Below are 13,979 nucleotides of genomic sequence, written 5' to 3'. Positions count from 1 at the left end.
TTTTAATTACTCAGCCATGTTATGATAAACAGCCTGGACATCATCGTCGTCTTCGAGCTTGTCAATCAGCTTCATTACGTCAGCTGCCTGTTCTTCCGTAACCTCAGAGAAAGATAGTGCAACCCGCTCCAGTTTCGCACTCTTCACTTCGATGCCTTGCTCCTCGAGTGCACGTTGCATCTTTCCAAAGTCTTCAAAGGCAGTATGAAGTACCGCGATGTCGTTTCCTTCTTCATCTGCTTCCACAAACAGATCTTCAAGTCCCGCATCAATCAGCTCGAACTCAAGCTCCTCCAGATCACGGTCTGCAGGGTCAAACTTAAATACAGACTTTCTATTGAAGATAAAATCCAGAGATCCTGTTTTGCCTAATGTTCCGTTGGTTTTATTGAAATAACTGCGGACGTTCGCTACCGTGCGGTTTGTATTATCCGTCGCTGTTTCAACGAGTATAGCTACTCCATGAGGCGCGTATCCTTCATAAACGATCTCTTCGTAGTTGCTTTCGTCCTTGCTTGACGCTCTCTTTATCGCCGCTTCGATCCTGTCCTTAGGCATATTTACGGCCTTCGCATTTTGCACAGCTGTACGCAGTCGCGAGTTCGTCTCGATAAGCGGACCGCCTGCTTTTACAGCCATTACAATTTCCTTACCCAAGCGGGTAAACTGAACCGCCATCTTGGCCCAGCGTTTAAATTTTCTTTCTTTACGGAACTCGAATGCTCTTCCCATTTATAAGTAAAGTTATTTTATAGTATTTTAAAGGTTCTCCAGTCTAAGAAAACGAAGTCCAAACTTACAAAATATGACAGAAAAGACCTTACGCTGGCGACCATTATACTCAGATATAAGTCTAAAAATCAAAATCTGGATGCCAGTACGCAGGCTTTTTTATATCGCCGGGTCTTTCCGCTCAAATCCGTCAGTTCCAGAAATATAATATAAACTCCAACCGGTGCCACTTTGCCGTTCTCATCCGTTCCATCCCAGAAAATATCCCCTTCCGTGCTAAGTGTGGTATTTCTGCAGATGTTCCTGACCAAGACTCCGCTGCCGTTATATGCAGATACGTTAGCCAGCAGTCCCGGTTCGCTGTTAGAATAATGAATAATCAGTTGATCTTCAAAGCCATCGTTATCAGGCGAAAAAGTCTTTGAAGCCAGACTTACAGGCTCATCCGCGGTCACCGTGTCCCGGAATTGCGAATTGCGATATCCCGGAGTAGCGTATCCCACCGCCCCGGCTGCAGAGCAGAAGTTTCCCGGCTCATTAGTGCCTCTTTCAAATCCGGAACGTTCGAGAGACACGCCATCCGGATCCCTGATGAGGGGCGAGTGCATGTCTTCCGAGTAGTCCAGGCGATCAATCAAGGTGCTGTCAGACACCAGCAGCACAATCCCCTTGTCATTGCTGAAAGCGGGGAGTGCCTGTACCTGCAAAAGCGCATTTCTATCAGGCGCATCATACTCGCTTTCAATATTGCCTATATCAACACTCAAGGCCATATAACTTGCCGGGTATAGGAGGATATCACTTTTAGTAATGGGCTTTGCCGAGGTTACGGAGTCTTTTTTCATCGTCGCAACCGATAGGTGCTTCAGATTGAATACCTTGTCTGAACGGTTGTATATTTCCACAAAATCAGCACCATCCCCCCGCGGATTAAACAACACTTCATTGATGATGATCTCTTCCTTGCCGATCGCCGAGTATGCCGGGCTGCCTCCGGGACCAGGTGTGGAGCTGCTGTCGGCCGGGATTCCCGGGTCAGGTCTTATCTCCGGATTCTTCACCGCCCCGATCTCAATATCATCAAAATAGAACTGTGCCGAATACGATTTGGTAAAGACACATTGAAACCCGAACCAGGAAGCAGATGATGCCTCCGGCGGTATATCTGCTTTCCCCTCCAATGTAAAGGCAGATTCAGATCTGTTCTTGCTGTACAGCTGCCAGGAGCCGTCTTCCGCGCGGTTTACCAGGATACGGGTACTCAGGGTTGAAGCGGAGGCCCTCCCGTCAATGCCGTTGATCAGCAACTGTACGTTTCTCCCGGATTGCCTGTAAAGGTCATAAGAATCTTTCGATCCGTTCTCCCCAATTTCTACGAAATAGCCGTTTAATGAGCCGCTCAAATCAGCCTTTTCTGCCGCCAGGTAGACGCGTACATAATTTGAAGATGTAGGAGAGAAGCCCAATTCTACGCTGAACTCCCAACTGCATGCCGCCGGAAGGCTCAGGCTCGTCGACAAATACTTCGCCGAAGCAGAATCGTTCTTGACAGTCTGTAACTTACCACTTGAGTTCACTTTAAATGCTGTCACATCACCGGCCCAAACCGGCGAACTTGTAAAGTTCCCGTCATTAAATGACTCCTTTAACTGAGCTATAGCAAAATTCCAGTAAAAAAAAGTGAAAAGCAGTAAACATTTTTTCATATTTGCCGGATTAGTAATTATGTAACAAATATTTATACCAAAAAAAGATGAAAGTTGCAGTTGTAGGCGCTACTGGTCTTGTAGGATCGGTGATGTTAAAAGTTTTAGCAGAGCGCAATTTCCCGGTTACCGAATTAATTCCCGTTGCTTCGGCGAAAAGTGCTGGTAAGGAACTTGAATTCAAGGGTAAGAAGTATAAGGTGGTAACAGTGGATGAAGCAATTGCAATGAAACCTGACGTAGCTCTTTTCTCTGCAGGTGGAAGTACTTCGCAGGAACAGGCTCCCCGCTTTGCGGAAGCTGGTATCGTTGTTATTGACAATTCGTCTGCTTGGCGCATGGATCCTACTAAAAAATTGGTAGTTCCTGAAGTAAACGCTGATACGCTTACCCCGGAAGACAAAATAATTGCCAACCCAAATTGTTCTACCATTCAAATGGTGGTTGTATTAAAACCACTGCACGAGAAATATAAAATAAAGAGAGTTGTTGTATCAACATATCAATCAGTAACCGGTACAGGAGTTAAAGCTGTAGAGCAGTTAATGAATGAAAGACAGGGAATAGAAGGGCCAATGGCTTATCCGTACCCAATTGATCTAAACGTTATTCCACAGATAGATGTTTTTCAGGATAACGGTTATACCAAGGAAGAAATGAAAATGATCCTCGAAACCAAGAAAATCATGGGCGACGATTCTATCCGTGTTACCGCTACAACTGTGCGTATCCCGGTAATGGGCGGACACTCAGAGTCTATCAACCTGGAGTTTGAGAATGATTTTGACCTGGCCGAAGTTCGTTCCCTGCTTGCACAGCAAGAGGGTGTTCTTGTAGTGGATGATCCTGCTAACCTGGTTTATCCGATGCCAAAAGACGCACACGAGAAAGATGAGGTCCTTGTAGGTCGTATCCGCAGGGATGAGTCGCAAGATAAGGCCCTGAACTTATGGGTAGTTGCAGACAACCTTCGTAAAGGCGCTGCTACCAATGCGGTTCAGATTGCAGAGTACATGTTGAAGAACGGACTGCTTCCGGCATAATTTAAAAACACTTTAACAAAAGGCGGTGTATATAAAAACATCGCCTTTTTTGTGTGCTTTATATCTGAGTTAACGAGTTTTGAATCTTTTTCCTATTAGCCCATGAAGTCATTCTTTCTGCCTCTACTGTTGCTTGTATCACAAATTATCGTCGGCCAGACACTGGAAGAAAAAATTTCCGATGCTTACCTCCTTTTTGAGAGAGACAGTCAGCTGCAGTACGGTTTAAGCTCACTTACTGTTCTCCATGCCGAAACGGGAGATGTGATTTTTTCAAAGAACGGGTCAACGGGACTGGCTCCCGCCTCCACACTGAAAACAATCACCAGCATTACAGCTTACAGCTTGCTGAAGCCGGGATATAAATGGGAGACCTCATTGAGATATAGCGGTACGCTCACGGGAGGAGTACTAAAAGGCGATCTGATCATTAAAGGAAGTGGTGATCCTTCTCTGGGCAGCGATCGCTACAATGAAACCAAATCAACAGCCTTACTCGCCCGCTGGCTGGAAGCGGCTAAAAAGGCAGGCATCAATAAAATAGAAGGAAATATAATTGCGGACGACCTGTTGTTTGGGACCCAGACTTTACCCGATGGGTGGATATGGGGTGATATAGGTAATTACTATGGGGCAGGTTCAACAGCCATGACGTGGCGGGAAAATGAGATAGGCGTTAATTTTACTCCGGGAAGCAGGAGCGGTATGCTCACTTCATTAAGAAGCACAGACCCTCAGGTGTCGGGCGTTCGTATTGTCAATGAAGTAATTACCGGTAGTCCTGGAAGTGGAGACAAGGTATATGCTTACTCTGCACCTTTCGGCGATATCATTTATCTGCGTGGCAGCTACGGGATTGATCTCAAAAAAGAGATAAAAATTTCTATGCCTGACCCGGCTCTGTTTCTTGCTCAGGAGCTCCGTAGCCAGTTTAGCAAAGCAGGAATCGCCATTTCAGGAACAGCCACAACTGCCCGGAAAATGGGGCTGGATCAAATGCCTGTAAAGGCAGCAGCAACCATTATTGACCGTTACCAGTCGCCGGATATTTCCAGGATTGTATACTGGCTCAACCAGAAGAGTCTTAACCTGTATACCGAGAATCTGCTGAGGTCTGCCTCCATTGTGGATGGAAACACCGGCTCCTTCGACGATGCCACGAAGACCCTGGCCAGTTACTGGGATAAAAAGCTCGGCATTGATAAGAACGCTATTTCCATCCTCGACGGGAGTGGATTATCGCCCGAAAACAGGGTTACCACCCTCGCCATGGCTAAGATCCTCCATTCCGCCAGATCCGAAGCATGGTTTCCCCAATTTTACGAAAGTCTTCCGTTATATAATAATATGAAGATGAAGAGTGGCAGTATCCGCCGTGTTCTTGGCTATACCGGATATCAGAAAAGCTCCGACGGCACGCCGCTTGTTTTCTCATTTATTACCAATAATTATAACGGAGGTGCGTCTGCTATCCGGCAAAAAATGTTCAGGGTGCTGGATACGCTCAAATAGGGTGCGACTTATCAGGGGCTGAATCTTTTTTAGCAGCTGCTATTTTACATACGAAGTCTGCTATATTCGTCTATCATTTTGACTGGATGAATAGACTTATACTTCTAATCGTATTCCTTGGCTTCCACCACGCATTATATTCCCAGACCAACTATTACGGAGATCCTGCATCTGCCGGAGATGCGGCCGACAGGGCCGACTATTTGCCAAATACAGTAATTGTAAAATTTAAAGAGTCTTCTGCCACGGTTACCAAGACCCGTGCATTGAGACCACAACCGACATTAAAAGTCGCTAGAGTACAGAGCCTCGTTTCCAAGTTTCCGCAGGCCGCGCTGCGTTCGGGGATCAGCCGTCCCGCAAATACAAGCAAAATCGGCCTCGACCGCATTTATGAACTCAAATACACTGGCCCAGCCGACATCGGCAGCGTTTTGCGCGAGCTTCGCTCGATGAAGGACGTTGAATATGCTGAACCTGCCTACATCCACCACACCCGGTTGATCCCCAACGACCCCTATTATACTCCCAGACAAAGTTACCTCACACAGGTCGGAGCGCCCCGGGCCTGGGATCTCATCCGCAATGCATCCGGTGTACTCATTGGCATAGTCGACTCAGGCTCTGATCTTGATCATGAAGATCTGATGGGAAATATCATCCCACGGGGCAAGGACCTGATTGGTGCCTCTGCAGGAAATATCACAGAGGATGATGATCCGAACGTGAAATCGGCGGCCAACGATCATGGCGTGCACGTAAGTGGCCTGGCCTCAGCCCTGACGGGTAATGGAAAAGGGATCTCCAGTATTGCCGGGTCTGCACCCTTACTTATTGTAAAGGTAGCAGCAGATGACTCCCCGGAAGATATATACAATGGATATGAAGGGATCCGCTACGCCGTGGATCAGGGAGCGAAAATTATTAACTGTTCCTGGGGAACAAGTGCACGCAGCCTTTTCGGCGAGGATGTGATCAATTACGCCATAAGCAAAGACTGCCTCGTGATTGCTGCAGCCGGAAACCAGGGTAATGATGTTCCGGACTATCCTGCCGGATACAAGGGCGTACTGGCAGTAGCAAATATTTTGGACAACGATACCCGGGCCGGCACTTCCAACTTTGGTGGCTACGTCTCCATCAGTGCGCCGGGTAGTTCCATTTTCAGTACGACGTATAACAGCAGCTATGGCGTGAAATCCGGTACCTCAATGGCTGCACCCATCGTGTCCAGTGCCGCCGCACTGCTCAAATCCTACTACCCCGACCTGTCCATGGCGCAGGTAGGAGAACTGCTGCGCGTTACCGCCGATAATATCGACAATCTCAACCCATCCTACGCCGGCAAGCTGGGGAAGGGGAGACTCAATATCTTTCGTGCACTCACGCAGACAGCGCCGGCACTACGTACTACGGCTATCCGCTTCGATGATCCGGGCAGTGGAACATTCCGTGCGGGCGCTGAAATAGAAATGCATATTGATATCCGTAATTACCTGATGCCTGCTGATGGTATCGAAGTGACGTTACGCACGGAGAACCCCTACATACAAATCAAGGCAGACAGACACCAGGCGGGTGATATCGGCACCATGGAAGACCAGACCGGAATCGGTGCATTCAAATTTACAGTGGCGGCGGGCGCCCCCGATAATATGCCCGTAGAGTTTATCGTCGGTTTCAGGGCTAACAACGGACAGTATCAGGATTACGAAGCCTTTACGCTCATGGTAGCGCGGGATTATCTGAATATCATTACCGACGACCTGCAGACTACTGTCACGAGTGTAGGAAAGATCGGATACGCCTCAAAGGGCCAGAACAACGGATTGGGATTCAGTTACAAAGGAAAGCAGATGCTCTACGAATCTTCACTCATGATTGGTTACTCCGCCCGTTTGGTTTCCAATAATGCGCGCAGCACTGCGGGTGATGCCGATGCGCATTTCATCAAGCGCACTTCTATTGCCGGGACATCCCAGGAAGATCAAATCGTTGCCGAGGCAAGATTTGATGATAGTGCTCAGCCGGAAGGAGCTTTGGTAGACGTAAAGCATACCGTTACGGCCAGTAAGGATCCAGGCAAAGACAATTATATCATCGCGGAATACGAAGTCATCAACAGGAGTACGCAAAATATCGCCGGAACCTATATTGGGATGTTTACTGATTGGGACATCGACGGTGGAAGCTCCAACTATACCGCTTATGACGGGGCCGGCAAACTTGCCTATGTATCATCCAATACAACGGATGCTCCTTTCGCGGGTGTAAAGTTATTGAGTAGTTCCGCACAGCAACAGTATTATCCGCTATCCCTCACCAGCGGTATACTCGCGGACGATAATTTTACTACGGCGGAAAAGTTTCAAACGTTATCGTCCGGGGTACAGTCCCCGGGAATCGGTTCTCCAGGCTCAGGTTATGATGTTTCCTTTGTTTCCGGATACGGGCCCTATACCATCCCTTCTAACGGCTCCGTGAAAGTGGCGTTCGCATATATAGGAGCCGGCAGCCTGGAGGAGTTGCGACGTTCTTCTTTAAATGTTCAGTCGGATTATAACATAATAAACGACGACAAAGAAACAACCGAAACCCTCTCGACATATCCTAATCCGATAACCTCAAGAAATAACAGCAATATGGCGGTGGTGGTGAATCTCCCCGACGACGTCTATATAAGCCTTTCGCTTTTTAATATGATGGGCCAGAAGGTAGAAAGCCTGCTGCAGAATCAAGCTTATTTTAAAGGGAGCCATACGCTGTACTTTAACGTTGCCTCTTTGAACGCGGGAATGTATGTACTTCAGCTGACGTTTAACGGCAAAAGTTACACCCATAAAATTAGCGTGGTCAAATAACTATTTTGTATTGAAACAAGCTCTGCATCGAGGTTCGTAACTTTCCTTCTCTCCCAGGAAAAAAGTATCGCCATTGGTCGCGGTACGGTAGGAGTAAGAGGCGGGGGCGCCACATTGCGCACATATCGCGTGAACCTTGGTGACGTCTTCTGCAACGGCCATCAGAGAAGGCATGGGGCCAAACGGTTCGCCCTGAAAATCCATATCCAGTCCGGCGATGATGACGCGTATGCCACGGTTGGCCAGAGCTATGCAGACGTCTGTAAGTCCCTCATCAAAAAACTGCGCTTCGTCTATCCCAACAACATCGGTATTGGAACCATAAAGGAGAATGGCCGATGAATGTTCAACCGGGGTAGAGGCGATAGAGCTGGAGTCATGTGAGACAACCTGCGTTTCGTGGTACCGAACGTCTGTTGCAGGTTTAAAGATTTCGATGTTCAGTTTGGCTATTTTTGCCCGTCTCAAACGACGGATAAGTTCCTCGGTCTTACCGGAGAACATGGAGCCGCAGATTACCTCTATACTGCCATTACGCTCGTTTTTAGACCGGAAATGGAACTCACTAAACAACATATCCCTTTTTTGAGAGCGGCTAATATCAGAATTTAATGGTACTTTTGAGAACCTAGTTACCAACAAAACATTATCTAAATTTGTCTATTAGCCATGATCAATAAAGCAGAGATTTTTAAAAAAGCAGGTAATATCTTATCAGAGCTGACTGAACAATACCAGTATATCGAAGAAAATCCGCAGGACCTGAATGACCTGGAACTTGAGCTTCTTTCTGCTAATGCCGACTTCCTGGCCGAAAACCTGAGAGTACTTAAGAAACTCAATGCAAAGAAGCGATCTGCAGAAGCAGCTGAATCTGAAAAACCTAACGAGAATACGGATTATCTGGAGCTACCTTCTAATGATAAAGCTACGAATGAGATTTCCCTGGGCACTTTGCTGAATACGACTGTAAACAAAGCTAAGGAAGAGGAACAGCCTGTGGTTGAAAACGTAGAATTGAAATCAGTGCCGCAAATACATGATAGGCAACAGGAGAGCAAACCCTCGGCACAGGGCCCGGTACCCGGACTTCTGACGGATGTGCAAACCAGCAAGCCAGAGCCTCTGTATGTTCCTGTACCCGAACCGGTGATAGTTCCTGAAGTGCAGCCCGCACCCGAACCGGTGAAGGTCTCTGCACCCGAGCCCTCCTATCCATCCGTACCTGTCCCACCTGCTGTCGCCCCTCCGGTAAGCTACCAGCAGCCCAGAGCGCAAAGCATTAATGACATGATCTCCTCTCAAAAGGCGCAGCTCGCAGGGGCCGGCCAGTACAAGCAGCCGCCTATTACTGATCTTAAATCAGGCGTGAATTTAAACGACAAGCTTTTATTTATTAAGGAACTATTCAACGGTTACAGTCTGGCATATAGCGAAGCCATGGAGATTCTGAATCGCTTCGATACCTTCGACTCGGCAGACAACTTCCTGAAGTCTAATTATGCAGCCAAAAACAACTGGGCCGCCAAACAAGCGACCGTGGATAAGTTCTATGAAGTTCTTCGCAGAAGGTTCGTGATCTGATCTAGATAACTCCCATCCTGTTTGAATCCAGCTTTAGCAGGATGAAAAGCAGGATGGTGAAACTCCAGAGTGATGAGCCCCCATAGCTTAAGAAGGGCAGAGGGATACCAATGACCGGAACCAAACCGATTGTCATTCCTATATTGATAAAGAAGTGGAAGAATAGGATCGACGCCACCCCATAGCCATAGATCCTCGAGAAGGAAGACCGTTGCCTTTCTGCAATGTTGACAATGCGTAAAAGCATGGTCAGATACAACGCGATGACGACAAGGCTGCCTGCGAAGCCCCACTCTTCACCCACTGTACAGAAAATGAAGTCGGTGCTCTGTTCAGGAACAAAGTCATATTTCGTTTGAGTCCCCTGCAGGTAACCTTTCCCCCAAAGGCCTCCAGACCCGATCGCTATCTTAGACTGGTTCAAATTGTAGCCCTGACCGCGGGGATCGTCCAGTTTACCTAAAATCACATCAATTCTATTTCGCTGATGGCTTTGCAGGATATTCTGATAGGCAAAGTTCACACAGAAAATAAATGCGATAGATACCACTACGGAAACAGCGATAGGCTGAATGTACTTTCGGCTTTCTCTCGATAGCATCACCACCAGAATAGTCACGCAGATGATGATCCCTATCAGTATAAATTTGTTAATGACAAGGGCAAGTATAAAGAGCGCGATGAGGATAGTGCCAATAACCAGCACATAGCCGGAGAGGCCTTCCCGGTAAAGGGCAAAGATTAATGCTGTAAAGGTTAGCGCAGAACCGGTATCCGGTTGCAGCATGATCAGACTCGTCGGTATCAGCAAGATGAGCACACAGGTACCGATCATCTTGAACTCATGCATCTTCAGGTTGGTTGAGCTGATGTAGTGAGCCAGCAGCAAGCAGGTTGAGAACTTGGCAAACTCCGAGGGCTGCAGCCTGAAGCTACCTATAGGTATCCATGCCTGATTTCCACCAACATTACGGCCAACAATCAGTACGGCGATGAGCAGTAGTAGAGTTATGCCATAAAATACCGGCGAAAAAGTGCTGAAGAATTTGGAGTCGAGCAGCAAAATGATAGCACCCAGGATAACAGCAGAAATAATGAATATAAGCTGCTTGCCGTAGTTGGTATTCATATCCATAATGCCCGGATAAAGCGGGTCATAAACGGCAGCATGAATATTGAACCATCCAATAACGCAAAGGCACAGATAGATCAGAATCAGGATCCAGTCAACGTTGAAAAACAGGCTGCGTTGATTAATCATTTGTTGTCGTTAAGGTTGGAGTAATTTGTTCAACTGGTTTGAGCTCAACTTTTGGCAGGCTGTCAACCTTTGGTCGCTGCACCGGTCTCGGTTTTGGTTTTGCGCCGGGAAGCAGGTTTGCGTTATATAACCTTTCGGTATAGTATTTCGGCCGCTTGATGGTATCGGTGAGGTACTGCTCCATGATCAAACTTGCAATCGGGGCTGACCATGTTGCGCCATAGCCGGCGTTTTCAACCATCACGGCAACCGCAATTTTAGGGTTGTTCCGCGGAGCAAAGGCAAAGAAAACGGAGTGGTTCTCACCATGCGGATTTTGCACCGTCCCCGTCTTTCCACAGGCTTCGAAGCCCGGAACTTGCGCAATGGGGTAGGCTGTTCCGCCCGGCGCATTGACAGCTCTGCTCATTCCTTCGATCACCGGATCATAATACCGTGCGTCTACACCAGCACTGTTTTTCTTGGTGTATTCAGGTTTTACCACATGATCTTCTCCGATGCCTCTGATCAGGTGGGGTGTATAATAGAAACCTCTGTTGGCGACAGTAGCGACGACATTTGCCATCTGAAGAGGCGTCATCCCTATTTCGCCCTGCCCGATGGAAAGAGATATATTGTAGCCTGAGGTCCACTTATCACTCTTGAAGTGCTTAGTATAAAATTCAGCAGTGGGGAGTATTCCCTTACGTTCATTTGGCAGATCGACACCTAACTTGGAACCTATGCCGAAGCGGGTAACGGCGTCGTGCCACTTACGGTAACCATTAACAGATCGCATACCCGAATGGTCTACCATGCGGTTGTAAATATAGCCGTAGTACGTATTACAGGAGTATTGTATAGACTCGATGAGGCTGGTCGAGCCGTGCATGTGTGTACAACCCATCTTTCCTCTTCGGCCGTAGTAGTAGGCTCCGGGACAATAGAAGCGCGTTTCTGCGTTGATTTTTCCCATTTGCTGAGCAACCAGGGCGTTAACAACCTTAAAAATCGAACCCGGTGGATACTCCGCCATCGTGGGCCGGATGAAAAGCGGTTTATGAGGGTTTCTCAATAGCTTCATGTAATTGTTACCCTTATCCCGTCCAACCATCAGATTCGGATCGTAGCCGGGACTGCTGACAAATGCCAGTATCTCTCCGGTCGAGGGTTCAATAGCCACAATACTGCCTATCTTATTATGCATGAGCTTTTCGCCGAGTCGTTGAAGGTCTCTGTCCAGTGAAGAGATCAGCTTTTTTCCTGTGACAGCTAAGGTATCGTAGGCCCCGTCTGCAAAATGTCCTTTAGGCCGGTTAAAAGCATCAACCATTTGATTTTCTACGCCTCTTTGTCCCCTGAGCAATTCCTCATAGGATTTTTCGACACCCGTTCTGCCAATATAGTCTCCCGCTTTGTAGTAGCCTCCCGAACGTTTAATGTCAGACTCGACCACTTCGTTGATGTAGCCGAAGAACTGAGAAGCGATAGTATCCGGATACCGTCTGACGGATCTTTTCTGTACATAGAAGCCCGGAAATTTGGTAAGCTTTTCCTGAAAGGATGCAAAGGTATGAGCTGACAGTTGTTTCTCAAACACGGATGCCCGGTACGGAGAATAGCTGCGCGCCTTATTGAAACGCTGGTAAAAACCTTTTTTATCTAGATTAATGAGCTTAATGAATTCAAGTGTGTCGAACGGTTTTACTTCCCTTGGAACGACCATCAGATCATAGACTGGTTCGTTTTGTACCAGGATTCTGCCTTTTCGATCATAGATAACGCCTCTGGCGGGGTATATCGTTACCTTACGGATGACATTATTGTTGGCCGACAGGAAATAACTCTTGTCGATTACCTGAATATAGAACAGGCGAGACAGCAAAATAAGTGCTATTACAATAAAAATTCCCTGGACGACATATTTACGCTGAAATAAACTGTTCATTAACGCTCTTTCTTACGGAAGAATATAAACTCTGAGATAATTATTAAAAATATAGTAAAGAGAGAACTGAAAAGAAAGCGGATTAGTACATATTTAATATCAAAAAATCCAAACGACTCCAATAGGATTAACGTAAGGTGATGAAATAGAGTCAAAACCACGGTATAAATAAAGAACCACCGAAATCCCATTATGCCCAGCCGGGGTTCAGGCTCGTTCTCAAACCCCTGGCGTTCTACAGTTACGTTAATGAATATCACCCGTACCAGAGCAAGCATCGAACATGCCGCGGCATTAACACCTACCGTATCATAAAACGAGTCAACAGTGAGCCCCGTAAGTATCGCCAACAAAAAGAGCAGCCAGTTAGGTGTCTCAAATGGCAGCAGCATGATAAACAGGATATACGGAAAGGGAATTGACAAATTGTAAAATCCCATATTCTTCAGCAGAAATGTCTGAATGAAGATCAGTGCAGCAAACCGGATGATATTTGTGATAATCGTTCTACCCATCTTTTTTACTCAGCTTTTCTAAATTTTCCTTTTCCGGACCGAAAAGGTTTTTGATGACATAGACATATTGCAGCGTAGCGAAATCCGTTTCAAGGCGAACTTCAATCTCAGGGAAGCTTTCTCCACCTCTTTCTCTGGTACGAAGGATTCGTCCAACAGGCAGTCCCGCAGGAAATAAAGTCGAGTAACCCGATGTTACCACATGCTGCCCTGTCTTAATGGCGATATGGTTCGGAATGTCCTGCAAAACCGCCAGTCGCGGATTCGTATTCTCTTCACCCCATACCAATGATCCGAAAGCCTGACTTTCGGTGATGCTCGCACTGATTTTGGTGTCGCCGTGTAATAGCGAATAAATGGTAGCGTAGTCTTCAGAAACGTCTTTAACAATCCCCACAACCCCTGATGGACCTATAACCCCCATGCCGTTTTGAATACCGTGCCGTTTTCCACGGTTGATGGTTATATAATTATTCTTAAGGTGTATGGAGTTATTGACAACCCTGGCTACTATATAGGTGTATTGCTGCCTGGAAACAGTGTCTTTTATCGTCTGCTCGGCAACGCTATCGTCAAAGAATGACATCTTAAGTTCCTGTCTGAGAAGTGCATTCTCCTTTGCCAGGCTATCGTTCACTTCTGCCAGGCGTAGGTAGCGTTGAGCCTTATTGATGCGGGAGTATGTTTCGCCTATAAAGTGATTGGCCGAGTTGAATACGCCTGATCGCTGGTAGGAGTTGTTTCTAACGACTAAGGCGATGGAAATAATGAAACAGACAATGAAAAAGAAAAATGCGTTATACTTACTGATGAAAATCCAGAGATTACGCATAGACTA

Annotated in this window: 11 protein-coding genes; 4 read left to right on the top strand and 7 right to left on the bottom strand. The window is 46.9% G+C overall.

Annotated features, from left to right (window positions below):
* Window positions 1-6: 6 nt before the first annotated feature.
* Together B0I27_RS14840 and B0I27_RS14835 are read right to left on the bottom strand one after the other, a co-directional pair.
* Entirely contained in the window at window positions 7-732 is a 726-nt protein-coding gene (locus B0I27_RS14840) for a YebC/PmpR family DNA-binding transcriptional regulator (protein WP_106294748.1), read from the bottom strand.
* A 128-nt stretch (window positions 733-860) separates the two neighbouring features.
* A complete protein-coding gene (locus tag B0I27_RS14835; RefSeq protein WP_106294746.1) occupies window positions 861-2,438 on the bottom strand; it encodes a lamin tail domain-containing protein in 1,578 nt (525 codons plus the stop codon).
* A 47-nt stretch (window positions 2,439-2,485) separates the two neighbouring features.
* Here B0I27_RS14835 and B0I27_RS14830 point away from each other — a divergent pair, with 47 nt between their 5' ends.
* From B0I27_RS14830 to B0I27_RS14820, 3 genes are all read left to right on the top strand, one after another.
* Window positions 2,486-3,481 (top strand): aspartate-semialdehyde dehydrogenase, encoded by a 996-nt coding sequence (locus B0I27_RS14830; RefSeq protein WP_106294744.1) that lies wholly within the window; start codon window positions 2,486-2,488, stop codon window positions 3,479-3,481.
* Between the two features lie 102 nt (window positions 3,482-3,583).
* Window positions 3,584-4,993 (top strand): D-alanyl-D-alanine carboxypeptidase/D-alanyl-D-alanine endopeptidase, encoded by a 1,410-nt coding sequence (gene dacB / locus B0I27_RS14825; protein ID WP_106294742.1) that lies wholly within the window; start codon window positions 3,584-3,586, stop codon window positions 4,991-4,993.
* Between the two features lie 86 nt (window positions 4,994-5,079).
* Entirely contained in the window at window positions 5,080-7,854 is a 2,775-nt protein-coding gene (locus B0I27_RS14820) for a S8 family peptidase (protein WP_106294740.1), read from the top strand.
* On the opposite strand, the gene B0I27_RS14815 is transcribed toward B0I27_RS14820, so the two are convergent.
* Window positions 7,855-8,430 carry a thymidine kinase gene (locus tag B0I27_RS14815; RefSeq protein WP_106294738.1) on the bottom strand — a complete coding sequence of 192 codons (576 nt, stop codon included), beginning with the start codon at window positions 8,428-8,430 and terminating at the stop codon, window positions 7,855-7,857. It abuts the gene before it with no gap.
* 93 nt (window positions 8,431-8,523) lie between these two features.
* Between B0I27_RS14815 and B0I27_RS14810 the strand changes: the two genes are divergently transcribed.
* On the top strand, window positions 8,524-9,438 hold the full coding sequence (locus B0I27_RS14810) for a hypothetical protein (RefSeq protein ID WP_106294736.1): 915 nt from the start codon (window positions 8,524-8,526) through the stop codon (window positions 9,436-9,438).
* A gap of 1 nt (window position 9,439) precedes the next feature.
* Here B0I27_RS14810 and rodA read toward each other — a convergent pair whose 3' ends face one another.
* From rodA to mreC, 4 genes are read right to left on the bottom strand one after another with little or no spacing between them, the layout of a single operon-like run.
* Entirely contained in the window at window positions 9,440-10,699 is a 1,260-nt protein-coding gene (gene rodA / locus B0I27_RS14805) for a rod shape-determining protein RodA (RefSeq protein WP_106294734.1), read from the bottom strand.
* Window positions 10,692-12,626, bottom strand: a complete 1,935-nt coding sequence (gene mrdA / locus B0I27_RS14800; protein WP_106294732.1) for a penicillin-binding protein 2 — start codon at window positions 12,624-12,626, stop codon at window positions 10,692-10,694. The genes rodA and mrdA overlap by 8 nt, the downstream gene beginning before the upstream one ends.
* Window positions 12,626-13,141 carry a rod shape-determining protein MreD gene (locus B0I27_RS14795; RefSeq protein WP_106294730.1) on the bottom strand — a complete coding sequence of 172 codons (516 nt, stop codon included), beginning with the start codon at window positions 13,139-13,141 and terminating at the stop codon, window positions 12,626-12,628. The genes mrdA and B0I27_RS14795 overlap by 1 nt, the downstream gene beginning before the upstream one ends.
* Entirely contained in the window at window positions 13,134-13,973 is an 840-nt protein-coding gene (gene mreC, locus B0I27_RS14790) for a rod shape-determining protein MreC (protein WP_106294728.1), read from the bottom strand. Before mreC ends, B0I27_RS14795 begins: the two co-directional genes overlap by 8 nt.
* Window positions 13,974-13,979: the final 6 nt, after the last annotated feature.

The organism is Arcticibacter pallidicorallinus, assembly GCF_003002875.1.
GTDB classification, from domain to species: Bacteria; Bacteroidota; Bacteroidia; order Sphingobacteriales; family Sphingobacteriaceae; genus Arcticibacter; species Arcticibacter pallidicorallinus.
This window is presented reverse-complemented; position numbering and strand designations above follow the sequence as displayed.

Bases quoted from the DNA above. Each gene is read 5' to 3' on its own strand.
- B0I27_RS14835 (WP_106294746.1), bottom strand. From the start codon at position 2,438: ATGAAAAAATGTTTACTGCTTTTCACTTTTTTTTACTGGAATTTTGCT.
- B0I27_RS14795 (WP_106294730.1), bottom strand. From the start codon at position 13,141: ATGGGTAGAACGATTATCACAAATATCATCCGGTTTGCTGCACTGATC.
- B0I27_RS14820 (WP_106294740.1), top strand. From the start codon at position 5,080: ATGAATAGACTTATACTTCTAATCGTATTCCTTGGCTTCCACCACGCA.
- mreC (WP_106294728.1), bottom strand. From the start codon at position 13,973: ATGCGTAATCTCTGGATTTTCATCAGTAAGTATAACGCATTTTTCTTT.
- mrdA (WP_106294732.1), bottom strand. From the start codon at position 12,626: ATGAACAGTTTATTTCAGCGTAAATATGTCGTCCAGGGAATTTTTATT.
- rodA (WP_106294734.1), bottom strand. From the start codon at position 10,699: ATGATTAATCAACGCAGCCTGTTTTTCAACGTTGACTGGATCCTGATT.
- B0I27_RS14810 (WP_106294736.1), top strand. From the start codon at position 8,524: ATGATCAATAAAGCAGAGATTTTTAAAAAAGCAGGTAATATCTTATCA.
- dacB (WP_106294742.1), top strand. From the start codon at position 3,584: ATGAAGTCATTCTTTCTGCCTCTACTGTTGCTTGTATCACAAATTATC.
- B0I27_RS14840 (WP_106294748.1), bottom strand. From the start codon at position 732: ATGGGAAGAGCATTCGAGTTCCGTAAAGAAAGAAAATTTAAACGCTGG.
- B0I27_RS14830 (WP_106294744.1), top strand. From the start codon at position 2,486: ATGAAAGTTGCAGTTGTAGGCGCTACTGGTCTTGTAGGATCGGTGATG.
- B0I27_RS14815 (WP_106294738.1), bottom strand. From the start codon at position 8,430: ATGTTGTTTAGTGAGTTCCATTTCCGGTCTAAAAACGAGCGTAATGGC.